Below are 23272 nucleotides of genomic sequence, written 5' to 3' on the forward strand. Positions count from 1 at the left end.
TTTTCTTCATCAGGTCCGGCCAGCATGACTCGTACTCAACCTTCCGCTTCGCCAACCACGTCGCGCGCATGGCGCGCCATTGCCGCGCTGATGTTCAGCCTGGTACTGGCCCCGGTCGCCATGGCCGATGAGCCTGTCGCCCCGGCAGCCAGCACCCCGGCCGCCGCCGCTGCTCCAGCAGACGCCAGCGCAGCTGCCGCAGGCGCAGCTGCCCAGGCCCCTGCCGATGGCGCCGCCACTCAAGCCAGCGTGGCTGATGGCCAGGCCCCAGCAGGCGAGAACGTCGAAGCGCTGGTCGAGGATACCTCGCTGGGTATGGCCCATGACCTGTCCCCTTGGGGCATGTACAAGAACGCCGACATCGTCGTGAAGATCGTCATGATCGGCCTGGCCATCGCCTCGATCATCACCTGGACCATCTGGATCGCCAAGGGCTTCGAGCTGATGGGCGCCAAGCGTCGTCTGCGCGGTGAAGTCGAAGTGCTGAAAAAGGTCGTCAGCCTCAAGGAAGCCAGCGAAGCCTCCAACAAGGAAGGCACCCTGGCCCATACCCTGGTTCACGACGCGCTGGAAGAAATGCGCCTGTCGGCCAACGCCCGCGAGAAAGAAGGCATCAAGGAGCGCGTCAGCTTCCGTCTTGAGCGCCTGGTTGCCGCCAGCGGCCGTAACATGAGCAGCGGCACTGGCGTGCTGGCTACCATCGGCTCCACCGCGCCGTTCGTCGGTCTGTTCGGTACCGTATGGGGCATCATGAACAGCTTCATCGGCATCGCCAAGACCCAGACCACCAACCTGGCGGTGGTTGCTCCAGGTATCGCCGAAGCCCTGCTTGCCACGGCCCTGGGCCTGGTCGCCGCAATCCCGGCGGTAGTCATCTACAACGTCTTCGCCCGCTCCATTGCCGGCTACAAGGCTCAGGTGTCCGATGCTTCGGCACAGGTTCTGCTGCTGGTCAGCCGTGACCTGGACCACCAAGGTGGCGAGCGCGCCGCCCCGCACATGGTGAAAGTGGGGTAAGCCATGGGCCTGCATCTCAACGAAGGTGGCGACGACCTCGCCGAAAACCACGAAATCAACGTCACGCCGTTCATCGACGTGATGTTGGTCCTGCTGATCATCTTCATGGTCGCCGCGCCCCTGGCCACCGTCGACATCAAGGTCGACCTGCCCGCCTCCACCGCCAAGCCGGCGCCGAGGCCGGAGAAACCGGTGTTCGTCAGCGTCAAGGCCGACCAGAAGCTCTACGTCGGCGACGATCAGGTTGCCCAACCCGACCAGCTTGGCCCGATGCTCGACGCCAAGACCAAGGGCGACAAGGAAACCACCATCTTCTTCCAAGCCGACAAAGGCGTGGATTATGGTGACCTGATGGAAGTGATGAACCACATGCGCGCGGCCGGCTACCTCAAAGTCGGTCTGGTAGGTCTCGAGACGGCAGCCAAAAAATGACCAAGACGCGGCACAATCTGGCGCGTTACAGCGGCAGCTTGGCGATCGTGCTGGGCCTCCATGCCGTCGCTGTGCTGCTGACGCTCAATTGGTCGGTGCCCCAAGCCATCGAGCTGCCTCCGGCAGCGATGATGGTCGAACTGGCACCGCTGCCTGAGCCAGCGCCGCCACCACCCCCGAAAGTCGCACCGCAACCACCGGCGCCGGTTGAAGAACCGCCGCTGCCGAAACTGGTAGAAGCGCCTAAACCGAAGATCGCCATCGCCAAGCCGCCCAAGCCCAAGGCCAAGCCACAGCCGCCCAAGCCTGAGAAAAAGCCTGAGCCGCCGAAAGATGAGCCTCCGGTTGACCAAGAGGTTGCCGATACGCCGCCGAGCAATGCGCCACCGCAGAAATCGGCAGCGCCAGCACCGAGCATCGCGTCTAACAGCAAGGCCTTGCCGACCTGGCAAAGCGACCTGCTGCGCCACTTGGCAAAATACAAGCGCTATCCGGAAGACGCTCGCCGTCGTGGTTTGCAGGGCATCAACCGCCTGCGCTTCGTAGTCGATGCCGAAGGCAAGGTCGTTTCCTACTCGCTGGCCGGTGGCTCTGGCAGCGCGGCCCTGGACCGGGCTACCCTGGAGATGATCCGTCGGGCCGGCACTGTGCCTAAGCCGCCGGCAGAATTGCTGAACAATGGCTCGATCGAAGTGGTAGCACCTTTCGTCTACTCGCTGGACAAACGCTGATACTTTGGTTCTGTCACAAAACGGCAAGTCTGATAACGTGCGTCTATCGATTGCACCCGCTATGCTGGGGCCGCAACTTCATGGACGCACGTTATGACCCTCACAGAACTCCGCTATATCGTCACCCTCGCCCAGGAGCAGCACTTCGGTCACGCCGCCGAGCGTTGCCATGTCAGCCAGCCGACCCTGTCCGTCGGTGTCAAGAAGCTTGAGGACGAGCTGGGCGTACTGATCTTCGAGCGCAGCAAGAGCGCGGTGCGCCTGACCCCGGTTGGCGAAAGCATCGTTGCCCAGGCGCAGAAGGTCCTGGAGCAAGCCCAAGGGATTCGCGAGCTGGCCCAGGCAGGTAAAAACCAGCTGACCGCTCCGCTGAAAGTCGGTGCTATCTATACCGTTGGCCCGTACTTGTTCCCGCACCTGATTCCGCAGCTGCACCGGGTCGCCCCGCAGATGCCGCTGTACATCGAAGAGAACTTCACCCACGTCCTGCGCGAGAAACTGCGCAATGGCGAACTGGACGCGGTGATCATCGCCCTGCCGTTCAATGAAGCTGACGTGCTGACCCTGCCGCTGTACGACGAGCCGTTCTGCGCGCTGATGCCGGCCGACCACCCGTGGACCGCGAAAAAGACCATCGACACCGCCATGCTCAATGACAAGAGCTTGCTGTTGCTGGGCGAAGGTCACTGCTTCCGCGACCAGGTCCTGGAAGCCTGCCCGACCCTGAACAAGGGTGGCGAAGGCTCCAAGCACACCACCGTGGAGTCCAGCTCGCTGGAAACCATCCGCCACATGGTCGCCTCCGGCCTGGGCATCTCGATCCTGCCGTTGTCGGCGGTACACAGCCACCATTACGCCCCAGGCGTGATCGAAGTGCGTCCACTGACCGCTCCGGCGCCGTTCCGCACCGTGGCGATTGCCTGGCGCGCCAGCTTCCCGCGGCCGAAAGCGATCGAGATCCTGGCTGACTCGATCCGCCTGTGCTCGGTAGCCAAACCGACCGCCGTGGAACAACCGGCCTGACCCATGAGCGAGCTGTCGAAGGTCCCGGTCACCGAACTCAAAGGCGTCGGCGAGGCGATGGCGGAGAAGCTCGCCAAGGTCGGCCTCGAGAACCTGCAGGATGTGCTGTTCCACTTGCCCCTGCGCTACCAGGACCGTACCCGCGTAGTTCCCATCGGCCAACTAAGGCCTGGCCAGGATGCAGTCATCGAAGGCGTGGTCAGCGGCACCGATGTGACCATGGGCAAGCGCCGCAGCCTGGTGGTGCGCCTGGGTGACGGCACGGGGGTGCTGAGCCTGCGCTTCTACCACTTCAGCAACGCCCAGAAAGAAGGCCTCAAGCGAGGCACCCACCTGCGCTGCTACGGCGAGGCCCGTCCGGGCGCTTCGGGCCTGGAGATCTATCACCCGGAGTATCGCGCGCTCAATGGCAGCGAGCCGGCGCCGCCGGTAGAGCAGACGTTGACGCCGATCTACCCGACCACCGAGGGCCTGACCCAGCAACGCCTGCGCCAGCTCTGCCAGCAAAGCCTGACCCTGCTCGGCCCTCGCAGCCTGCCCGACTGGCTGCCGCAAGAACTGGCCAACGACTATCACCTGGCGCCGCTGGATGATGCCATTCGCTATCTGCACAATCCGCCTGCCGACGCTGACCTCGAAGAGCTCGCCTTGGGCCATCATTGGGCCCAGCACCGGCTGGCCTTCGAAGAACTGCTGACCCATCAGCTGTCTCAGCAACGCCTGCGCGAAAGCCTGCGCGCCTTGCGTGCACCGGTATTGCCCAAGGCCAGCCGCTTGCCGGCGCAATACTTGGCCAACCTCGGCTTCGCCCCCACCGGTGCCCAGCAACGGGTCGGCAACGAGATTGCCTACGACCTCAGCCAGGGTGAGCCGATGATGCGCCTGGTTCAGGGCGATGTCGGTGCCGGCAAGACGGTGGTTGCCGCCCTTGCCGCACTGCAAGCCTTGGAAGCCGGGTACCAGGTTGCCCTGATGGCACCGACCGAGATCCTCGCCGAACAGCACTTCATCACCTTCAAGCGCTGGCTGGAGCCGCTGGGCATCGAAGTTGCCTGGCTGGCTGGCAAGCTCAAGGGCAAGGCCCGCGCCAGCGCCCTGGAGCAGATCGCCGGCGGCGTACCGATGGTGGTCGGCACCCATGCGCTGTTCCAGGACGAGGTTCAGTTCAAGCACCTGGCCCTGGCGATCATCGACGAACAGCACCGCTTCGGCGTCCAGCAGCGCCTGGCCCTGCGCAAGAAAGGCGTCGCCGGCGAGCTGTGCCCGCACCAGCTGATCATGACCGCCACACCGATCCCGCGAACCCTGGCGATGAGCGCCTACGCCGACCTGGACACCTCGATCCTCGACGAGCTGCCGCCGGGTCGAACGCCGGTCAATACCGTGCTGGTCGCCGACAGCCGCCGCTTCGAAGTGGTTGAGCGGGTTCGCGCCGCCTGCGCTGAAGGCCGCCAGGCGTACTGGGTGTGCACGCTGATCGAAGAATCCGAAGAGCTCACCTGCCAAGCGGCTGAGAGCACCTACGAAGACCTCGGCAGCGCCTTGGGCGAGCTGCGCGTAGGGCTGATCCACGGCCGGATGAAGCCTGCCGAGAAAGCCGCTGTGATGGCCGAGTTCAAGGCTGGCAACTTGCAGTTGCTGGTGGCGACCACGGTGATCGAGGTGGGCGTGGATGTCCCTAACGCCAGCCTGATGATCATCGAGAACCCTGAACGGCTGGGTCTGGCCCAGTTGCACCAGCTGCGCGGGCGGGTCGGTCGAGGCAGTGCTGCCAGCCACTGTGTATTGCTCTATCACCCGCCCCTGTCGCAGATCGGCCGCGAACGTCTGGGCATCATGCGGGAAACCAACGACGGCTTCATCATTGCCGAAAAGGACCTGGAACTGCGCGGCCCCGGCGAGATGCTCGGGACCCGCCAGACCGGCCTGCTACAGTTCAAGGTCGCCGACCTGATGCGCGATGCCGACCTGCTGCCGTCGGTGCGCGACGCCGCCCAGGCGCTGCTGGCGCGCTGGCCGGATCATGTCAGCCCGCTGCTCGACCGTTGGTTGCGCCACGGCCAGCAATATGGCCAGGTGTGACGCAGCTCTCGGAATGGATCCAGTCTGTCGGTCAGGCTGGTTATACTTTGCGTTTAAAGAATTTCTTGGATACAGACCATGACTGAAGTTGCCCTGGACACCGCAACCCTACACGCACCGTCTGTCATCCGGCTGTTGCTCGACAAACTCGGCGTAGCCTACTGCGAAGTGCCTGAGCACCCGTCGTTGCCCGCCGCCTCTCGCGTTCAGGCAGTATTGCTCGACGATGAGATCGGCGCCTTGATGGTGCTGTTCCCGCAGAGCCAGCTGCTGGACCTGAATCGCCTGACCGAGCTGACTGGCCGCAAACTCACCGCCGTTCCGGTTGAGCGGCTCAAGCACATGCTCGATAAGCATCAGCTCAAGAATCTGCCAGCCATCCCGGCATTGACCAGTTCGCCCTGCCAGTATGAAAAGAGTCTGCTGGATGTCGAAACCGTGCGGATTCACTCCGGGGAAGCTGGCCTATTGCTGGAGATCGAACAAAAGAACTTCAAGAAGTTACTCGTCAAAGCCAGCGCCAGCAGCTTTGGCCAGGAGCTCAAAGACATTCGGCCGAACCTCGATCGCCCGGACGACGACCGCCATGAGATCACCCAGGCTGTGGAGAACTTCACCGCCCGGCGGATCCAGAAACGTCTCGAAGAGACCATCGAGATCCCGCCGCTGGCCGACACCGCGCAGAAGATCATCAAGCTGCGCGTCGACCCCAATGCCAGCATCGATGACATCACCGGCGTGGTCGAGACCGATCCGGCCCTGGCCGCCCAGGTCGTCAGCTGGGCGGCATCGCCCTACTACGCCTCGCCCGGCAAGATCCGCTCGGTGGAAGACGCCATCGTGCGCGTGCTGGGCTTCGATCTGGTGATCAACCTCGCCCTGGGCCTGGCCCTGGGCAAGACCTTGAGCCTGCCGAAAGACCATCCGCAACAGGCAACCCCGTACTGGCAGCAGTCGATCTACACCGCTGCTGTCATCGAGGGCCTGACCCGCGCCATGCCCCGCGCCGAGCGCCCCGAAAGCGGCCTGACCTACCTGGCCGGCCTGCTGCACAACTTTGGCTACCTGCTGCTGGCGCATGTATTCCCGCCGCACTTCTCGCTGATCTGCCGCCATCTGGAGGTCAATCCGCACCTGTGCCATACCTACGTCGAGCAGCATTTGCTGGGCATCAGCCGTGAGCAGATCGGCGCCTGGTTGATGAAGCTGTGGGATATGCCCGATGAGCTGCGCACGGCCCTGCGTTTCCAGCACGACCCATCCTACGATGGCGAGTTGTCGGCATATCCGAATCTGGTTTGCCTGGCTACGCGCCTGCTGCGCTCGCGTGGGATTGGCTCGGGGCCGCAGGAGGAGATTCCGGATGCGCTGTTCGAGCGTCTGGGGCTGAGCCGGGACAAGGCTGAAGATGTGGTCAGCAAGGTACTGGAGGCAGAGGCGCTGTTGCGCGAATTGGCTTCGCAGTTCCAGACGCCGCACTGAGTTGATAATTGGGACCGCTTGGGCGGCCCAATACTCTCAGGCCTTGTTCTTTTTCGGCTTCAGGTACTTCATCAAGCCCTGGAACCAGATCACCAGCGCCGGGTTGCCCTTGATCTGGATGCTCTTGTCCTGAATGCCCTGCATGAACGCCAATTGCTTGTTGCCCGCCTGCAGGGTGGCAAAGCCATACGCGGCGTCCTTGAAGGCAATGGCAAACGCCGGCTGCGGGTGCTGGCCGCCCTTGCTGCTGATCCGCTCGTTACTGACCAGGAAGTGCCGAGCGACCTTGCCATCGAGCGTCTGCATCTGGAACACCAGCTCCTTGTCGCGCAATTGCTGCTGGAACGCCGGGTTATTGCGACTGGCCCGCGCCATCAGCAGCCCCATGGCCCAGAGAAGAAAACGAAACTTCATCGACGCGCCTCGATTGAAAAATGACTGAGTCGCGCAGTTTATCCTTATCCCGACCTATTTATGCAAGTTCGCCACAGTTACCGTGTGTAAAGCACAACGGGCGCCACATGGGCGCCCGTTCGGATCACAGTTGAAGCATTAACCAGTGATTACTTTTTCTTTGCGGATTTGGCCGCAGCAGCCGGCGGATTGACGCTGTCTTTCAGGTTCTTGCCGGGTTTGAAGGCGACAGTGTTGCTGGCTTTGATCTTAACCGGCTGACCGGTCTGCGGATTCTTGCCGGTGCGGGCACCACGATGACGCTTCTCGAAAGTGCCAAAGCCGACCAAGGTGACGGTGTCCTTGTCGAGGGCATCCGTGATGCTGTCTAGGATCGCATTCAGCACCTGATTGGCCTTTTCCTTGGTCAAATCGGTCTTTTCTGCGATGACGGCGGCGAGTTCTGGTTTACGCATAGTGAAGCCTCTTGGACGGGAATTCTTGTTGTTATTGCCGTGCTGCTTGGCAAAGCAGCGCTCAAGGCGCCGCAGGCTCTAAACTGCGGCAGACGCGACTGAGAATGGCACGCCGATAGGGACCGCGCCAGTGTCTGGGCGGCCAATGTGCCTTCAACAACAAGGTAAACCCGACAGAACGCCCGCCGTTTACGCCATGAGTGGCGGTAACTGCCGATTCAGCGCCAGCTTTTCCATCACGGCCGTGCCGGTCAAGGCGTAGCCCAGGAGGTTGCCCTGCGCATCGCGGCACAGCACTTTGAGATCGGCGCCCTGCCCTTCGACCTGCCAGTTACCCTCACGGCCTTGTGGTGGTGGCGAGACTACCAACGGGCAAATCGGGGTCTTCACGGTGACCGGCATTGGCCCATAGGAAACTGCCGTCGGTTTGCCGGTCAGGGTTTGCGCTAGCGCACGAGCACAGGTCATCAATGGCATCACGTACAACAGGTTGATCCCCGCGACTTCGGCGCAGTCTCCTAAGGCGAAGATGTTGGCGTGTGAAGTGCGCAGCTCGCGATCCACCACCACGCCGCGATTGACCTGCAACCCGGCAGCGGCGGCCAGGTCGGTGCGTGGACGCAGGCCGATGGCCGAGACCACCAGATCGCAAGCAATCACACTGCCGTCCGACAGGTGCGCCTCCAGGCCATCAGCCACACACTGCAGACGAGTCAATACCGGGCCCAAGTGCAAACGTACACCCAAGCGCTCAAGGCCAGCCTGGACCGCGCCAGCGGCCGCCGGGTGCAGCAAGGTCGGCATCACCTGCTCGCAGGGTGCGACCACGTCGACCTGAAATCCGCCCAGGCTCATGTCATTGGCGAACTCGCAGCCAATCAGGCCAGCGCCCAGGATCAGCACCCGACGCTTGCCTGCGGCCGCGGCGCGAAAGCGCGCATAGTCCTCCAGGTCGTTGATCGGGAACACCCACTCGCCAGCATCGCCTTCGATCGGCACCTGTACGGTCTGCGCGCCCCAGGCCAGGATCAGGTCGCGGTACTCGACCGCTTCTTCACCGATCCATAAACGCTGGTGGCCAGGATCGATGCCACTGATGCGGGTGTGGGTGCGGATCTCGGCCTTGAGCTGCTCGGCCATGGCACCAGGTTCGGCCATGACCAGGCCGTCGGCGTCCTTGTCCTTGGCGAAGCCGGTGGACAACATCGGCTTGGAGTAAGAACGACCGTCGTCGGCAGTGATCAGCAACAGCGGCGTTTCGCCATCGAGCTTGCGAAACTCCCGGGCCAGGTTGTAGCCCGCAAGGCCGGTACCAATGATCACCACAGGGGACGTCATGTCATGCTTCCTCGTTCGTTGAATAGCGTTGCGATCAGCCGATGGCGATCATTTCGAAGTCCATCTTGCCCACGCCGCAGTCTGGGCACAGCCAATCTTCTGGTACATCTTCCCAGCACGTGCCTGGAGCGATGCCGTCATCCGGCCAACCTTCTGCTTCGTCGTAGATCAGGCCACAGACAATACATTGCCACTTCTTCATCAATACCTCCTCGTCAGGCTCAGGCTTGGCACCGCTGCTTTGTGGGGCTATCGCGGGGCAAGCCTGCTGCCACGTTGTCCCGAACCACAAAGCAAGCGTGTAGCAGGCATGCCCGCGACTGCAGATTCTTGGCGTGCGCGGCAGCCAGGGGGCTTTGTACTGGCCCTGCCAGCAGTATGCAAGCAGCATGGGCAAACATGCTAAGCTCGCCGCCTCTCTGGCTGTAACAAGCATACCGACGTGTCGTACGAATCCTCGCAAGCAGCCGCTGTCGCGTGGCTGGCGTATTCACAGCTGGCTGCCGACATCGACCAGCCTACCCTCGACTGGCTCTTCGACGAGGGTTCTCTGACCCGCCGTCTGACCGCCCTGTCCCACGATCATTTCTCCGTGACCCCGCTGTTCGAGGGCTGGCAGCCCCTGCGTGACGATGAATGCCAGGCCCTGAACCTTGAGCCAGGCGCGCAAGGCTGGGTGCGCGAGGTGTACCTACGCGGCCACGGCCAGCCGTGGGTATTCGCCCGCAGCGTGGCCGCACGCAGCGCCTTGGAGCGTGGTGGCCTGGATCTGGAAACGCTCGGCAGTCGCTCGCTCGGCGAGCTGTTGTTCTGCGACCAGGCGTTTGTGCGCCACCCCCTGCAAGTGTGTACTTATCCACAGGCCTGGCTGCCGCCTGAAACTGCCGCTAACGGCCTATGGGGCCGGCGCTCGCGCTTTGAGCGCGATGGCCTCGACCTGCTGGTGGCCGAAGTGTTCCTACCGGCGCTGTGGCAAGCGGACAAGGAGGACCACCGCTGATGTACCTGCAACTGCTCAAGTCGCTCAACCGCCTGCACCCACGCGCCTGGGACTTCGTCCAACTGAGCCGCATGGACCGCCCCATTGGCATCTACCTGCTGTTATGGCCGACCCTGGCTGCGGTGTGGATCGCCGGCGATGGCTCGCCTAGTGTTGCCAACGTACTGATCTTCGGGCTGGGCGTGGTCCTGATGCGTGCGGCGGGTTGCTGCATCAATGATTTTGCCGATCGCAAGGTCGATGGCCACGTCAAACGCACCGCCGACCGCCCCCTTGCCAGCGGCCGAGTGAAATCGCGAGAGGCGCTGGTGCTGTTCGCGATTCTGGTGGGGGTGAGCTTCCTGCTGGTGCTGTGCACCAATGCGCGCACGGTGTGGCTGTCGTTCGGCGCGGTGGCCTTGGCGTTCTGCTACCCGTTCATGAAACGCTACACCTACTACCCTCAGGTGGTGCTGGGCGCGGCGTACTCCTGGGGTATCCCGATGGCCTTCACCGCAGCGGGCGGCGAGCTGCCGGCCAGCGCCTGGCTGTTGTACATCGCCAACCTGCTGTGGACGGTGGGTTACGACACCTATTACGCGATGGTCGATCGTGATGACGACCTCAAGATTGGCGTGAAATCCACCGCCATCCTGTTCGGCGAAGCAGACCGGGCGATCATCCTGACCTTGCAGATGCTGTCGCTGGGCTGCTTGCTGTTGGCGGGCAATCAGTTCGAGCTGGGCGGTTGGTTCCACCTGGGGCTGATGGGTGCGGCGGTGTGTTTTGCCTGGGAGTTCTGGTCGACGCGCAAGCTCGATCGCGACTCGTGCTTCAAGGCGTTTCTACACAATCACTGGGCGGGGTTACTGGTGTTTATTGGGGTGGTGCTGGACTACGCGTTGGCTTGAACACACCATTTGAGCTTGGGGGCGTCTGCATTGGGGCCGCGTTGCGGCCCTTCGCGGGCAAGCCCGCTCCCACAAGTTCCGCGCAACTCTTCAGAGCTTGGCTATCCCTGTGGCAGCGGGCTTGCCCGCAAAGGGCCGCAACGCAGACCCAAACTTGTCAGTGCGTAGGGCGCTTCAAGGTTTGGCAACGTGCCAAACGTCCTTCATGCCATCACCCGTGGTCTCCCCTGCCTTCTTGTCCTTGACGAAGGTATACAGCGGCTTGCCGTCATAGGCCCACTGCATGCTGCCATCGTCGCGGGTGATGTGGGTCCACTTGCCTTTGGCCGCTTCATCATCCGGCTTGACCATCAACGGCGGCCAGTTCTTGGCACAATCGCCGTTGCACATGGACTTGCCGCCGGCATCCTTGTCGAACGTGTACAGCGTCATACCGTCATGGTCGACCCACATGCCATCTTTCTCCATGGCATGGTGGGCAGATGCCACGCCCGGCAGTGCCAGCACAGCGAAAAGGGCCATCCAGTTCAGCGTTTTTCGTGTCATTGGATTTCACCGTTTTTGTTCGGGTGTGGGATTTAAAGCCTAGCTCAGTCATCCATACTTGCCGCAACGGCCCACGACATGTCACACGACTGCAATAATTCCGTTATCTAATGCGGGCCAAGACACCGTATCCAGGAGAGGTTTTGAGCATGGTTGGCAGGAACATTCTGATCGTCGACGACGAGGCACCGATTCGCGAGATGATCGCCGTTGCGTTGGAAATGGCCGGCTACGACTGCCTGGAAGCGGAAAATTCGCAACAGGCCCACGCCATCATCGTCGACCGCAAGCCAGACCTGATCCTGCTCGACTGGATGCTCCCGGGCACCTCCGGCATCGAGCTGGCCCGCCGCCTGAAGCGCGACGAGCTGACGGGCGACATCCCGATCATCATGCTGACCGCCAAGGGTGAAGAGGACAACAAGATCCAGGGCCTGGAAGTCGGCGCCGACGACTACATCACCAAGCCCTTCTCGCCGCGTGAACTGGTGGCCCGGCTCAAGGCCGTGCTGCGCCGCACCGGCCCCAGCGACAGCGAAGCGCCAATCGAAGTCGGCGGCCTGCTGCTCGACCCGATCAGCCACCGGGTGACCATCGATGGCAAGCCGGCCGAGATGGGCCCCACCGAGTACCGCCTGCTGCAGTTCTTCATGACCCACCAGGAGCGCGCCTATACCCGTGGCCAGTTGCTCGACCAGGTCTGGGGCGGCAACGTCTATGTCGAGGAGCGCACCGTCGACGTGCACATCCGTCGCCTGCGCAAAGCGCTGGGTGAGGCCTACGAAAATCTGGTACAAACCGTCCGGGGCACCGGCTATCGCTTCTCGACCAAGAGCTGATCGAAGCCCGAGCGCCTAGCTGCACGCCGCTGTACAAGGACCGTCAATTGAACCAGAACTGGCACGCGACCCTGATTCGTCACCTGCTGCTGTTGATCACCGTCTGCCTGATCGGCGGATTGATCAGCGGCTATTACGGCTGGAGCCTGGCCCTTGGCCTGGCGCTCTACCTGGGTTGGACCCTCAAGCAGTTGCTGCGCCTGCACGACTGGCTGCGCAACCATCAACCCGACGAAGCACCACCCGACGGCTATGGCTTGTGGGGTGAAGTGTTCGACAGCATCTATCACCTGCAACGGCGCGACCAACGTGTGCGCGGCCGGCTGCAGGCCGTGATCGACCGGGTCCAGGAGTCCACCGCCGCGCTGCGCGATGCGGTGATCATGCTCGACAGCGATGGCAACCTGGAATGGTGGAACCGCGCCGCCGAGACCCTGCTGGGCTTCAAGACCCCGCAGGACGGCGGCCAGCAGGTGACCAACCTGGTCCGTCACCCGCGCTTCAAGGAATACTTCGAAGCGGAGAACTACCTCGAACCGCTGGAAATTCCCTCGCCGATCAACGACCGCATGCGGGTCCAGCTGCATATCACCCGGTATGGCAACAACGAGCATCTGATGCTGGTGCGCGATGTCACGCGCATCCATCAGCTCGAACAGATGCGCAAGGACTTCGTCGCCAACGTCTCCCATGAACTGCGCACGCCACTGACGGTGATCACCGGCTACCTGGAGACGCTGTTGGACAACGTCGAAGACGTCAACCCCCGTTGGAGCCGGGCGCTGCAGCAGATGAGCCAGCAAGGCTCACGCATGCAGACCCTGCTCAACGACCTGCTGCTGTTGGCCAAGCTCGAAGCCACCGACTACCCCTCGGACAACCAGCCAGTGGCGGTGGATGCCCTGCTCAATGCGATCAAGAGCGACGCCCTGGCCCTGTCCGGGCCGCGCAACCAGCGGATCAGCCTGGAGGCGGCGCCCGGGGTTTATCTCAAGGGCAGCGAGTCGGAGCTACGCAGCGCGTTTTCCAACCTGGTGTTCAATGCGGTCAAGTACACCCAGGATGAAGGCCACATCCGTATTCGTTGGTGGTCGGACGAGCAAGGCGCGCATCTGTCGGTACAAGACTCGGGGATGGGCATCGATGCCAAGCATTTGCCGCGCCTGACCGAGCGTTTCTACCGGGTTGATTCGAGCCGCAACTCCAACACTGGCGGCACCGGGTTGGGCTTGGCGATCGTCAAGCATGTGCTGCTGCGCCATCGCGGCCGGTTGGAGATCAGCAGTGTACCGGGGCATGGCAGTACCTTTACCTGCCACTTTGCGCCGGGACAGCTGGTGTCCAACAAAGCATAAGCGCCAAGCATCGCTGGGGCCGCTCCGCGGTCCATCCCAGCGCTTCGGCGCCCCGCCAAGCCAGCTCCACAGCAGCATACCCTTTGCTTTTGCGGCCTCAGCCGCTACATTGGCTGTCCTGTGCCAGCCTCTGCTGGCACTTGTTTTTCATCCTTTTCGAAGACGGACCCCGTAAAACCCCATCATGGACCCTTCCCCTGGTATCAGCTTTACCTCTCTGTTTGCCGACTTCGGCATGATTCTTTTTGCGCTGTTCCTGGTCTTGCTCAACGGCTTTTTCGTTGCCGCCGAGTTCGCCATGGTCAAGCTGCGCTCCACCCGCGTCGAGTCGATCGCCGAACTGCATGGCTGGCGTGGCAGCATACTGCGCAAGGTGCACAACCAACTGGACGCCTACCTGTCGGCCTGCCAGCTGGGTATCACCCTGGCCTCGCTGGGCTTGGGCTGGGTCGGTGAACCTGCGTTTGCACATTTGCTCGAACCGCTATTGGCCTACCTTGGCGTCGATACGCCAGAGTTGATCAAGGGCATCTCGTTCTTCGTCGCCTTCTTCGTCATCTCCTACCTGCATATCGTGGTCGGCGAGCTGGCGCCCAAGTCGTGGGCGATCCGCAAACCCGAGCTGCTGTCACTGTGGACGGCAGTGCCGCTGTACGTGTTCTACTGGGCGATGTACCCGGCCATCTACCTGCTCAACGCCAGCGCCAACACCATCTTGCGCATTGCGGGCCAGGGCGAGCCTGGTCCGCACCATGAGCATCACTACAGCCGCGAAGAGCTCAAGCTGATCCTGCACTCCAGCCGCGGCCAGGACCCTAGCGACCAAGGCATGCGCGTGCTGGCCTCGGCCGTGGAGATGGGCGAGCTGGAAGTGGTCGACTGGGCCAACTCCCGCGAAGACATGATCAGCCTCGACGCCAAGGCGCCGCTCAAGGAAATCCTGGCGATGTTCCGCCGGCACAAGTTCAGCCGCTACCCGGTGTACGACGCCGAGCGTGAGGAGTTCACCGGCCTGTTGCACATCAAGGATCTGTTGCTGGAGCTGGCCGACCTGGACCACATCCCCGGCACCATCGACCTGGAAGACTTGTGCCGGCCGCTGGAGCGTGTGTCCCGACACATGCCGCTGTCGCAGCTGCTGGAGCAGTTCCGCAAGGGCGGTGCGCACTTCGTGCTGGTCGAGGAAGCCGATGGCAAGGTGATCGGTTACCTGACCATGGAGGACGTGCTGGAAGTGTTGGTTGGCGACATTCAGGACGAGCACCGCAAGACCGAGCGCGGCATCCTCGCTTACCAGCCGGGCAAATTGCTGGTGCGCGGTGATACACCGCTGTTCAAGGTCGAACGTTTGTTGGGCGTGGACCTTGACCACATCGAGGCGGAGACCCTGGCAGGCTTGGTGTACGAGACGCTCAAGCGGGTGCCTGAGGAAGAAGAACTGCTCGAGGTGGAAGGGCTGCGGATCATCATCAAGAAGATGAAAGGGCCGAAGATCGTGCTAGCCAAGGTGCTCAAGCTCGACTGACCCACTGGGGCTGCTTTTTGCGGCCCATCGCAGCGGTTCGGCGCCCCGACAAGCCAGCGCCTACAGGTAGTCCAGATACCTAGCTGCCTTGCAGGAAATGGGGCTGTAGAGCAGCCCCAGGATTTCAGGGATTGCCGGCAGTGAAATTCGGTAGCCCACCAAGCGGCCGGTCGAACTGATACGGAATCGACTCCAGCGACAACCCGACATTGCGCTGCACCACAAAATGCAGGTGCGGCCCACTGCTGTTACCGGTATTGCCCGACTTGGCCAGGACCTCGCCCTGCCCCACCCGCTGACCTTCCCCCACCACCACCGATCCGCGCATCAGGTGCAGGTACACCCCCATGGTGCCGTCCGGGTGCAGGATGCGCACAAAATTGCCGGAAGGATGGGTGCCGCGTCCGCTTTGGCTGTTCTCGATCTTCACCACCACCCCGCCACGCGCCGCGACGATAGGCGTACCTTCTGGCATGGCGATGTCCATGGCGTAGCGGCCTTTGGCGCCAAAATGGCTGTAGCGACCGTTCGGCCCTTGGGTCAGACGGAATGGCCCGCCACGCCAGGGGAACGGGTAGCGAAACGCCTGTGGCCGCTGCACCGGGTCGCCCATGGCGTAGTTCAACTTGCTCTGATAACCCAACTTCGCGCCTGGCCGCACCTTCACCACGCTGAGCACCTGAGTCGAGCGCGGCGGTAGCACCCGCCGGACGATACGCGGTGCATTGCCGCCAACGGCATTGCTCAAGCGCAGCAGCCGTAACTCGACCTCGACGGGTGCGAATAGCTCGTTACGTGCCGAAAACCGAACGCCTCCAGCGAAAGCCTCAGTGTTCAGGCGTACCTGGCCTTCCAAACGTTCGACCATCGGTTCGCGGAAAATCAGAGGTTTAGCACCCGGGCTTGGCCGCTCGGAGTAGGACACCACTCCGAATTCGTCAGTGGTCTTGTAGATGGTCATGCCCAGGCTCGACGCTGACGCCAGGAGCAAGGCACAGAACAGCAGCAGGCGGCTGGGCATGATAGTGGCTTTTTGACAGGTTAGATCTGTCGAAGCCTAGCAGCCCAGTGCCGGGGGTGTAGGTGCAGTTGGTCGCCTGGATCAGGCAGTGCGCGCCTCATCGCGGGGCAAGCCCGCTGCCACGAGCTGGGCTTGCTGCACGATGAGTCCTGAACCGGCGCTCAAGCGCCCGGGGTGAAGTGCTTCTGGGTAGTCCCACGGGCAATCAGTCGCGACAGGTAATCGAGCTTCTGCGCATCCTGGTCGACGAACTTGAACGTCAGCTGCAACCAGTCGCTCTCAGGCTTGGGTTCCAGCGCCGCAACGGCATGTAGATAGCCGTTGAGCCGCGCCACTTCGGCGTTCTCGCCCTGCTCCAGGTCCAGCACCGCGCCTTCCAACACTTGTGGCAGGTTGGCGCTGCGACGCACGACCAGCAGCGCCTCCTTGAGGCTCAATGCCTTGATCACGCATTGCTGGGTGCCGCTGGACAAACGCAACTGGCCTTGGCCGCGACCACTCTGCGCAGCGGCAGCCGCCGTACGCGGAGTGGGGGCATTGATCAGCGGTTTGGCAGCAGCAGTAGCAGCCGGGGCTGGCGCAGCTTTGACCGCTTCAGGCCGCCCACCGGTCAGGGCGCTGAGTGAATCGTTGGCGAATGCCGAATTGACCCGCGCCGGCCCACCTGCCAGCAGGCTGTCCAGCTTGCCGATCTTGCTCAGCGACTTCTTCACCTTGGTCAGCAGCTGCTCGTTGGTGAACGGTTTGCCGACGAAATCGGACACGCCGGCCTGAATCGCCTGAATGACGTTTTCCTTGTCACCGCGGCTGGTCACCATGATGAACTGCAGGGCTTTCATTTCAGGCTGCTGGCGGCACCAGGTGAGCAGTTCGAGGCCGGACATCTCCGGCATCTCCCAGTCGCATAGGACCAGGTCGTAGGTTTCCTTGCTCAGCATCGCCATGGCCTTGCGACCGTTGACCGCGTCTTCGATGACCATGCCGGGGAACGCATTGCGCAGGCACTTCTTTACCAGGTCACGGATGAACGGCGCGTCATCCACGACCAGCACATTGACTTTACTCATCAATACTCCTCTTGATCCCGACTAGCATACCGCTGACTGATGGCCATTTGCCAAACCACTGGTCACGCCGGGAGTTCTCACCTTGTTCGCGGGTGCCTGCTGGCTGCTCGACCGCAAACGAAAACGCCCGGCACAGGCCGGGCGTTCATGCTCGGGAGCAATCCTATTTATCGTCCGATTCAGCCGGAACATTAGCGATTTCACCCTCGACCCCGGCTTTCCCCTCGACTTCCGCCTTCATCCGCTTTAGGCCCAGGTGACGCACGTCGGTGCCGCGCACCAGGTAGATCACCAGCTCGGCGATGTTGCGAGCGTGGTCGCCGATCCGCTCCAGCGAACGCAGGGCCCAGATCACGCTGAGGACGCGCGAGATCGAACGCGGGTCTTCCATCATGTAGGTGACCAGCTCGCGCAGCGCGGTCTTGTATTCGCGGTCGATGGTCTTGTCGTACTGGGCCACCGACAGGGCCAGTTCGGCATCGAAGCGGGCGAACGCGTCCAGCGCGTCACGGACCATGTTGCGCACCTGATCGCCAATGTGGCGCACCTCTACGTAACCGCGCGGCGACTCGCCTTCCTCGCACAGCTGGATGGCGCGACGGGCGATCTTGGTCGACTCGTCACCGATGCGCTCCAGGTCGATCACCGACTTGGAGATGCTGATGATCAAGCGCAGGTCGGAGGCCGCTGGCTGGCGACGGGCGAGGATGCGCACGCATTCCTCGTCGATGTTGCGCTCCATCTGGTTGATCTGTTCATCGACTTCACGCACCTGCTGAGCCAGGCCGGAGTCGGCTTCGATCAGCGCAGTGACGGCGTCGTTGACCTGCTTCTCGACCAGCCCACCCATCGCCAGGAGGTGGCTGCGAACCTCTTCGAGCTCGGCGTTGAACTGCTGGGAGATGTGATGGGTAAGGCTTTCTTTGTTGATCATGCGTTCGCTCCGCGAGCTGCAAGCTTCAAGTTTGTTCGTGTGGGAGCGGGCTTGCCCGCGAAGCAGGCGCCTACGGCGCATGGCAAGGGCTTCGCCCTTGTTCGCGGGCAAGCCCGCTCCCACAGGGTCCGAGTCGTTCGTGCGGCCTCTAGCCGTAACGACCGGTGATGTAGTCTTCGGTCTGTTTCTTCGCCGGGTTGGTGAACAGCGTATCGGTATCACCGAACTCGATCAGTTTGCCCATGTACATGAACGCGGTGTAGTCCGAGACACGCGCCGCCTGTTGCATGTTGTGGGTAACGATGACGATGGTGTACTTGGATTTCAATTCGTAGATCAGCTCTTCGACCTTCAAGGTCGAGATCGGGTCGAGTGCCGAGCACGGTTCATCGAGCAGCAGCACTTCAGGCTCGACGGCAATGGTACGGGCGATGACCAAACGTTGCTGCTGACCACCGGACAGGCCCAGCGCCGACTCGTGCAAGCGGTCTTTGACCTCATCCCACAGGGCCGCGCCCTTGAGTGCCCACTCAACCGCCTCATCGAGGGTGCGTTTCTTGTTGATGCCCTGGATCCGCAGGCCGTAGACCACGTTTTCATAAATGGTCTTGGGGAACGGGTTAGGCTTCTGGAACACCATGCCGACCCGCCGACGCAGCTCGGCGACGTCTTCGCCCTTGCGATAGATGTTATTGCCGTACAGGTTGATCTCGCCTTCGACGCGGCAGCCATCGACCAGGTCGTTCATGCGGTTGAACGTGCGCAGCAGGGTCGACTTACCGCAGCCGGACGGGCCGATGAAGGCGGTCACGCGCTGTTTGGGGATGTTCATGCTGACGTCGAACAACGCCTGCTTGTCGCCGTAGTACAGGGACAGGCCAGGCACTTCGATGGCAACGGTCTCTTCGGCCAGGCGCAGGCTCTGCTTGTCGCGACCCAGGGCGGACATGTCGATGCCGTGGGTGTGGGATTCTTGCTGCATGGTCAACTCCATACGCTATCAATTCGTTTCAAAGCGCCGCCCGGCTTGCAGGCGGCATGCTTGCTAATCAGGCTCAGTGGTCGAGCGCCTTGTACTTCTCGCGCAGGTGGTTACGGATCCACACCGCCGAAAGGTTGAGGGTGGCGATCACCAGCACCAGCAACAGCGCGGTGGCGTACACCAGCGGTCGCGCGGCCTCGACGTTCGGGCTCTGGAAGCCGACGTCATAGATGTGGAAGCCCAGGTGCATGATCTTCTGGTCCAGGTGCAGGTAAGGGTAGTTACCGTCCACTGGCAGCGATGGCGCCAGCTTGACCACACCCACCAGCATTAGCGGCGCCACTTCACCGGCGGCACGTGCCACGGCGAGGATCATGCCGGTCATCATCGCCGGGCTGGCCATTGGCAGGACGATCTTCCACAGCGTCTCGGCCTTGGTTGCGCCGAGGGCCAGCGAGCCCTCGCGCACGGTCCGCGGGATCCGCGCCAGACCTTCTTCGGTAGCCACGATCACCACCGGCACGGCCAGCAGGGCCAGGGTCAGCGAAGCCCACAGCAGGCCTGGAGTCCCCAGGGTTGGCGCCGGCAGGGCTTCAGGGAAGAACAGCCGGTCGATCGAACCACCCAGCACGTAGACGAAGAAGCCCAGGCCGAACACGCCGTAGACGATCGCCGGAACACCCGCCAGGTTGTTCACCGCGATGCGGATCAGCCGCGTTACCGGGCCCTGGCGGGCGTATTCACGCAGATACACCGCAGCCAGCACGCCGAACGGGGTGACGATCACGGCCATGATCAGGGTCATCATCACCGTACCGAAGATGGCCGGGAAGATACCGCCCTCGGTGTTGGCTTCACGCGGGTCGTCGCTCAAGAACTCCCAGACCTTGGCAAAGTAGGTACCCAGCTTGGTGAAGGTACCCATGCCGTTTGGCTGATAGGCATGCACCACCTTGTCCAGGTTGATCTCGACTTCGCGGCCATTGCCATCACGGGCAACCAGGCTGTCACGGCTGAACTCGCTGTGCAGCGCGCCGAGGCGGTCTTCGATGGCCTTGTAGCGGCTGTTCAGCTCGGCGCGCTCGGCGTCCATGTCCGCCTGAGCAGCGGCGTCCAGCTTGCCGTCGAGCTCAAGCTTACGGCTGTGCAGGCGCAGGCGCTCCAGGCCATGGTTGATCGCACCGATGTCTTTCTTCTCAAGGGTCTGCAGCTCGCCGGCCAGTTTGCTGGCACGCTTGAGGCGCGCTTGCAGTTCGGTCCAGGCCGCTTGGCCTTCGGCGACGACCTTGCCGTTCTCCTTGACGCTGACCAGGTAACCGTAGAAGTTGCCCCATTCGCGGCGCTCCAGGGCGATCAGTTCGGCGGGGGTGGTTTGATCCACCAGCCAGTCACCGACCACCCAGGTGAAGTCGCTGCCATTGAGGTCGCGGTTACCGACCTTGATCAGCTCGCGGGTCATGAACTCCGGGCCGTTATCCGGCACCGGCAGACCGGCGCCCTTCAAGCGCGCCAGCGGGACTTCTTCCTTCTGTACCACTTCACCGATGACTACATGATCAGCCTGGCCCGGCACCTTATAGGTGGCCTGGATCAGGTCGGCCGGCCAGAAATGGCCCAGGCCACGCACGGCGATCACCGCCAGCAGGCCCACGGTCATGATCACTGCGATGGCGACCGCGCCACCGCTGATCCAGACGCCGGGGGCGCCGCTCTTGAACCAGCCTTTGAGGGAATCCTTTTTCACGGATCTCTACCTTTCTATCAAAGCGACGAGTATTTCTTGCGCAGACGCTGACGAATCAGCTCGGCCAGGGTGTTCATCACGAAGGTGAACATCAGCAGTACCAGCGCGGCGAGGAACAGCACGCGGTAGTGGCTGCCGCCGACTTCCGACTCGGGCATCTCCACCGCGACGTTGGCGGCCAGGGTACGCATGCCTTCAAACAGGTTCATCTCCATGACCGGGGTGTTACCGGTGGCCATCAACACGATCATGGTCTCGCCCACTGCACGGCCCATGCCGATCATCAGCGCCGAGAAGATACCCGGGCTGGCCGTGAGGATGACCACACGGGTCAGGGTCTGCCACGGCGTAGCACCCAGCGCCAGCGAACCCAGGGTCAGGCTGCGTGGCACACTGAACACGGCGTCTTCGGCGATCGAGTAGATGTTCGGGATCACCGCGAAGCCCATGGCGATACCGACTACCAGGGCGTTGCGCTGGTCGTAGGTGATACCCAGGTCGTTGCTGATCCACAGGCGCATGTCGCCGCCGAACCACCAAGTTTCAATGAACGGGCTCATGTACAGGGCGAACCAGCCGGTGAACAGGATCACCGGGATCAAAATCGCGGCTTCCCAGCCATCCGGCACACGCAGGCGCAGCGATTCCGGTAGGCGGCTCCAGGTGAAGCCGGCCAGCAGGATACCGATCGGCATCAACAGGAACAGGCTGAACACACCCGGCAGGTGGCCTTCAAGGTACGGCGCGAGGAACAGGCCGGCGAAGAAGCCGAGGATCACCGTCGGCATCGCTTCCATCAGCTCGATCACCGGCTTGACCTTGCGGCGCATGCCAGGGGCCATGAAGTAAGCGGTGTAGATCGCTGCGGCAATGGCCAGCGGCGCCGCCAGGATCATCGCGTAGAACGCGGCCTTGAGGGTACCGAAGGTCAGTGGCGAAAGGCTCAGCTTAGGCTCGAAGTCGGTGTTCGAAGCAGTCGACTGCCAAACGTACTTGGGCTCGTCGTAGTTCTCGTACCAGACCTTGCTCCACAGTGCGCTCCAGGACACTTCCGGGTGCGGGTTCTTCAGGCTCAGCGGCAGCAGCTTGCCGCCTTCTTCGATGAAGATGCGGTTGGCGCGTGGCGACAGCGCGAGGATACCCGCGCCTTCGGCGGCAGGCTCGACCAGCAGGGTACGATGCGCGGTGCTGTGGAACACGCCGAGCTTGCCGGCGCTGTCCAGGGCGATGAAACCTTTGCGGCGCTCTTCGGCGTCGATCTGCACCACCGGGGCGTTGCCCATCTTGAAGCTGCGAATCAGCTTGAAGCGCTGCTCGCCATCCGGGTCACGGGCCATGAACCACTGGCTCAGGCCACCTTTGGAATCACCGAAGATCAGCGAGATACCGCCGACCAGCTGGGCACTGGCGGTGATCTCGGCCTGGCCGTCGTCGAGCAGCTTGTAGCGACCATTGAGGCTCTTGTCGCGCAGGCTGAACACGTCGGCCTGGGCGCGACCGTTGACCACATACAGCCATTGCTGGCGCGGGTCGATGAAGATCGCCTTCACCGGCTCGGTCATTTGCGGCAGGTCGATGCGGTTCTGCTCGCTGGTGACCTCACCGGTCATCATGTTCTCTTCGCGAGTCAGCTGGGTCACCAGCAGTTGCGAACCATGCGAACCGGCTACCGTCACGGTCTCGCCGTTGACGTTGACGCTGACGTGCTCAAGCGCGCGGCCCTGCTCGTCGAGCACGAACGGCTCCTGGCCATACGGGAAATCGATGCCAGGGGTGATGGTCTTTTTGTTGTCCGGGTAGGTGATCTTGTAGGTGTGGTGGAACACCACCGCCTGACCATTGGACAAGCCCAGCACGATCAGCGGGCTACCCGGCTGATCGGTACTGATCGACGTCACCTGGGCGCCGGCCGGCACGGGCAGGTTCACGCGATTGATTTCAGCACCGCTCTTGGTGTCGAAAAACAGCGCCTGGCCTTTATCGGACACACGCATACCGACCAGGTTTTGCTCCTCGAGGGCGATCATCAGCGGTTTGCCGGCATCCTGCTGCAGCCAGGTCGGCTCCAGGGCCTTCTTGCTGGTCAGTTCGGCGCCCTGGAACAGTGGCAGCACGACATAGGCCAGATAGAAGAAGATCAGGGTAATCGCCGCCAGCACGGCAAGCCCGCCCACCAGTACATACCAGCGGGTCAGGCGATCCTTGAACGCACGCATCTTGCGCTTGCGTTGCAACTCGGGCGTATTGAAATCAATCCGCACGGGGGGAGAATTTTGGGTCATGGTGGAGTTGGCCAGATCATTCATGCGCACACCCTAGCGGTCCCGTATTACAAAAACATGACAGTGCATTGACGCAAAAAAGCCCGCCGCTCAGGAGTTCTGGCTTCGGACCG

22 protein-coding genes are annotated in these 23272 nt (G+C 62.4%); 11 read left to right on the forward strand and 11 right to left on the reverse strand.

What is annotated here, in order from left to right:
- Positions 1-24 precede the first annotated feature (24 nt).
- From exbB to OIU19_RS05620, 6 genes are all read left to right on the forward strand, one after another.
- Complete coding sequence (gene exbB, locus OIU19_RS05595; protein WP_264234015.1) at positions 25-1017, forward strand: tonB-system energizer ExbB; 993 nt, start codon at positions 25-27, stop codon at positions 1015-1017.
- A 3-nt stretch (positions 1018-1020) separates the two neighbouring features.
- Complete coding sequence (gene exbD / locus OIU19_RS05600; protein ID WP_264234017.1) at positions 1021-1449, forward strand: TonB system transport protein ExbD; 429 nt, start codon at positions 1021-1023, stop codon at positions 1447-1449.
- A complete protein-coding gene (locus OIU19_RS05605) occupies positions 1446-2180 on the forward strand; it encodes an energy transducer TonB (protein WP_264234019.1) in 735 nt (244 codons plus the stop codon). The genes exbD and OIU19_RS05605 overlap by 4 nt, the downstream gene beginning before the upstream one ends.
- Positions 2181-2273: 93 nt before the next feature.
- The gene (locus OIU19_RS05610; protein ID WP_264234022.1) at positions 2274-3203 is read left to right on the forward strand and encodes a hydrogen peroxide-inducible genes activator; all 930 of its coding nucleotides are present in this window, start codon (positions 2274-2276) and stop codon (positions 3201-3203) included.
- A 3-nt stretch (positions 3204-3206) separates the two neighbouring features.
- Positions 3207-5285 (forward strand): ATP-dependent DNA helicase RecG, encoded by a 2079-nt coding sequence (recG, locus tag OIU19_RS05615; protein ID WP_264234025.1) that lies wholly within the window; start codon positions 3207-3209, stop codon positions 5283-5285.
- A gap of 78 nt (positions 5286-5363) precedes the next feature.
- Positions 5364-6767, forward strand: a complete 1404-nt coding sequence (locus OIU19_RS05620; protein ID WP_264234027.1) for an HDOD domain-containing protein — start codon at positions 5364-5366, stop codon at positions 6765-6767.
- 36 nt (positions 6768-6803) lie between these two features.
- On the opposite strand, the gene OIU19_RS05625 is transcribed toward OIU19_RS05620, so the two are convergent.
- The 4 genes from OIU19_RS05625 to OIU19_RS05640 all read right to left on the reverse strand — a co-directional run bounded on the left by OIU19_RS05625 (position 6804) and on the right by OIU19_RS05640 (position 9176).
- Entirely contained in the window at positions 6804-7181 is a 378-nt protein-coding gene (locus tag OIU19_RS05625; RefSeq protein WP_264234029.1) for a helicase, read from the reverse strand.
- Positions 7182-7330: 149 nt separating this feature from the next.
- Positions 7331-7636: an HU family DNA-binding protein gene (locus tag OIU19_RS05630; RefSeq protein WP_264234031.1), complete on the reverse strand. Its 306-nt coding sequence runs from the start codon at positions 7634-7636 to the stop codon at positions 7331-7333.
- 189 nt (positions 7637-7825) lie between these two features.
- The gene (locus tag OIU19_RS05635) at positions 7826-8974 is read right to left on the reverse strand and encodes an NAD(P)/FAD-dependent oxidoreductase (protein ID WP_264234033.1); all 1149 of its coding nucleotides are present in this window, start codon (positions 8972-8974) and stop codon (positions 7826-7828) included.
- 34 nt (positions 8975-9008) lie between these two features.
- A complete protein-coding gene (locus tag OIU19_RS05640) occupies positions 9009-9176 on the reverse strand; it encodes a rubredoxin (RefSeq protein ID WP_264234035.1) in 168 nt (55 codons plus the stop codon).
- A 240-nt stretch (positions 9177-9416) separates the two neighbouring features.
- Between OIU19_RS05640 and OIU19_RS05645 the strand changes: the two genes are divergently transcribed.
- Positions 9417-9974 carry a chorismate lyase gene (locus OIU19_RS05645; protein WP_264234036.1) on the forward strand — a complete coding sequence of 186 codons (558 nt, stop codon included), beginning with the start codon at positions 9417-9419 and terminating at the stop codon, positions 9972-9974.
- Positions 9974-10864, forward strand: coding sequence for a 4-hydroxybenzoate octaprenyltransferase (ubiA, locus tag OIU19_RS05650; protein ID WP_264234038.1), 891 nt, complete (start codon positions 9974-9976; stop codon positions 10862-10864). Before OIU19_RS05645 ends, ubiA begins: the two co-directional genes overlap by 1 nt.
- A gap of 174 nt (positions 10865-11038) precedes the next feature.
- Here ubiA and OIU19_RS05655 read toward each other — a convergent pair whose 3' ends face one another.
- Positions 11039-11410 (reverse strand): hypothetical protein, encoded by a 372-nt coding sequence (locus OIU19_RS05655; RefSeq protein ID WP_186553045.1) that lies wholly within the window; start codon positions 11408-11410, stop codon positions 11039-11041.
- Positions 11411-11559: 149 nt separating this feature from the next.
- Between OIU19_RS05655 and phoB the strand changes: the two genes are divergently transcribed.
- The 3 genes from phoB to OIU19_RS05670 all read left to right on the forward strand — a co-directional run bounded on the left by phoB (position 11560) and on the right by OIU19_RS05670 (position 15129).
- A complete protein-coding gene (gene phoB / locus OIU19_RS05660; protein WP_003253341.1) occupies positions 11560-12249 on the forward strand; it encodes a phosphate regulon transcriptional regulator PhoB in 690 nt (229 codons plus the stop codon).
- A gap of 47 nt (positions 12250-12296) precedes the next feature.
- Positions 12297-13604 carry a phosphate regulon sensor histidine kinase PhoR gene (gene phoR / locus OIU19_RS05665; RefSeq protein WP_264234042.1) on the forward strand — a complete coding sequence of 436 codons (1308 nt, stop codon included), beginning with the start codon at positions 12297-12299 and terminating at the stop codon, positions 13602-13604.
- Between the two features lie 184 nt (positions 13605-13788).
- Positions 13789-15129 (forward strand): hemolysin family protein, encoded by a 1341-nt coding sequence (locus OIU19_RS05670; RefSeq protein WP_186553047.1) that lies wholly within the window; start codon positions 13789-13791, stop codon positions 15127-15129.
- 124 nt (positions 15130-15253) lie between these two features.
- On the opposite strand, the gene OIU19_RS05675 is transcribed toward OIU19_RS05670, so the two are convergent.
- The 6 genes from OIU19_RS05675 to OIU19_RS05700 all read right to left on the reverse strand — a co-directional run bounded on the left by OIU19_RS05675 (position 15254) and on the right by OIU19_RS05700 (position 23183).
- Positions 15254-16150 carry a M23 family metallopeptidase gene (locus tag OIU19_RS05675; protein WP_264234044.1) on the reverse strand — a complete coding sequence of 299 codons (897 nt, stop codon included), beginning with the start codon at positions 16148-16150 and terminating at the stop codon, positions 15254-15256.
- Between the two features lie 161 nt (positions 16151-16311).
- The gene (locus OIU19_RS05680) at positions 16312-17217 is read right to left on the reverse strand and encodes a response regulator (RefSeq protein ID WP_264234046.1); all 906 of its coding nucleotides are present in this window, start codon (positions 17215-17217) and stop codon (positions 16312-16314) included.
- A gap of 163 nt (positions 17218-17380) precedes the next feature.
- Entirely contained in the window at positions 17381-18151 is a 771-nt protein-coding gene (phoU, locus tag OIU19_RS05685) for a phosphate signaling complex protein PhoU (protein WP_264234048.1), read from the reverse strand.
- A 148-nt stretch (positions 18152-18299) separates the two neighbouring features.
- On the reverse strand, positions 18300-19133 hold the full coding sequence (gene pstB, locus OIU19_RS05690; protein WP_186553051.1) for a phosphate ABC transporter ATP-binding protein PstB: 834 nt from the start codon (positions 19131-19133) through the stop codon (positions 18300-18302).
- 73 nt (positions 19134-19206) lie between these two features.
- Positions 19207-20877, reverse strand: coding sequence for a phosphate ABC transporter permease PstA (pstA, locus tag OIU19_RS05695; protein ID WP_264234051.1), 1671 nt, complete (start codon positions 20875-20877; stop codon positions 19207-19209).
- 17 nt (positions 20878-20894) lie between these two features.
- Positions 20895-23183, reverse strand: coding sequence for an ABC transporter permease subunit (locus OIU19_RS05700; protein WP_264234052.1), 2289 nt, complete (start codon positions 23181-23183; stop codon positions 20895-20897).
- Positions 23184-23272: the final 89 nt, after the last annotated feature.

Source organism: Pseudomonas sp. BT-42-2 (assembly GCF_025847435.2).
In the GTDB taxonomy this organism is placed as follows: domain Bacteria; phylum Pseudomonadota; class Gammaproteobacteria; order Pseudomonadales; family Pseudomonadaceae; genus Aquipseudomonas; species Aquipseudomonas urmiensis.

What these genes read in the sequence shown, in the direction of transcription:
- exbB (WP_264234015.1), top strand. Translation starts at nt 25, where the DNA reads ATGACTCGTACTCAACCTTCCGCTTCGCCAACCACGTCGCGCGCATGG.
- exbD (WP_264234017.1), top strand. Translation starts at nt 1,021, where the DNA reads ATGGGCCTGCATCTCAACGAAGGTGGCGACGACCTCGCCGAAAACCAC.
- OIU19_RS05605 (WP_264234019.1), top strand. Translation starts at nt 1,446, where the DNA reads ATGACCAAGACGCGGCACAATCTGGCGCGTTACAGCGGCAGCTTGGCG.
- OIU19_RS05610 (WP_264234022.1), top strand. Translation starts at nt 2,274, where the DNA reads ATGACCCTCACAGAACTCCGCTATATCGTCACCCTCGCCCAGGAGCAG.
- recG (WP_264234025.1), top strand. Translation starts at nt 3,207, where the DNA reads ATGAGCGAGCTGTCGAAGGTCCCGGTCACCGAACTCAAAGGCGTCGGC.
- OIU19_RS05620 (WP_264234027.1), top strand. Translation starts at nt 5,364, where the DNA reads ATGACTGAAGTTGCCCTGGACACCGCAACCCTACACGCACCGTCTGTC.
- OIU19_RS05625 (WP_264234029.1), bottom strand. Translation starts at nt 7,181, where the DNA reads ATGAAGTTTCGTTTTCTTCTCTGGGCCATGGGGCTGCTGATGGCGCGG.
- OIU19_RS05630 (WP_264234031.1), bottom strand. Translation starts at nt 7,636, where the DNA reads ATGCGTAAACCAGAACTCGCCGCCGTCATCGCAGAAAAGACCGATTTG.
- OIU19_RS05635 (WP_264234033.1), bottom strand. Translation starts at nt 8,974, where the DNA reads ATGACGTCCCCTGTGGTGATCATTGGTACCGGCCTTGCGGGCTACAAC.
- OIU19_RS05640 (WP_264234035.1), bottom strand. Translation starts at nt 9,176, where the DNA reads ATGAAGAAGTGGCAATGTATTGTCTGTGGCCTGATCTACGACGAAGCA.
- ubiA (WP_264234038.1), top strand. Translation starts at nt 9,974, where the DNA reads ATGTACCTGCAACTGCTCAAGTCGCTCAACCGCCTGCACCCACGCGCC.
- OIU19_RS05655 (WP_186553045.1), bottom strand. Translation starts at nt 11,410, where the DNA reads ATGACACGAAAAACGCTGAACTGGATGGCCCTTTTCGCTGTGCTGGCA.
- phoB (WP_003253341.1), top strand. Translation starts at nt 11,560, where the DNA reads ATGGTTGGCAGGAACATTCTGATCGTCGACGACGAGGCACCGATTCGC.
- OIU19_RS05670 (WP_186553047.1), top strand. Translation starts at nt 13,789, where the DNA reads ATGGACCCTTCCCCTGGTATCAGCTTTACCTCTCTGTTTGCCGACTTC.
- OIU19_RS05675 (WP_264234044.1), bottom strand. Translation starts at nt 16,150, where the DNA reads ATGCCCAGCCGCCTGCTGCTGTTCTGTGCCTTGCTCCTGGCGTCAGCG.
- OIU19_RS05680 (WP_264234046.1), bottom strand. Translation starts at nt 17,217, where the DNA reads ATGAGTAAAGTCAATGTGCTGGTCGTGGATGACGCGCCGTTCATCCGT.
- phoU (WP_264234048.1), bottom strand. Translation starts at nt 18,151, where the DNA reads ATGATCAACAAAGAAAGCCTTACCCATCACATCTCCCAGCAGTTCAAC.
- pstB (WP_186553051.1), bottom strand. Translation starts at nt 19,133, where the DNA reads ATGCAGCAAGAATCCCACACCCACGGCATCGACATGTCCGCCCTGGGT.
- OIU19_RS05700 (WP_264234052.1), bottom strand. Translation starts at nt 23,183, where the DNA reads ATGAATGATCTGGCCAACTCCACCATGACCCAAAATTCTCCCCCCGTG.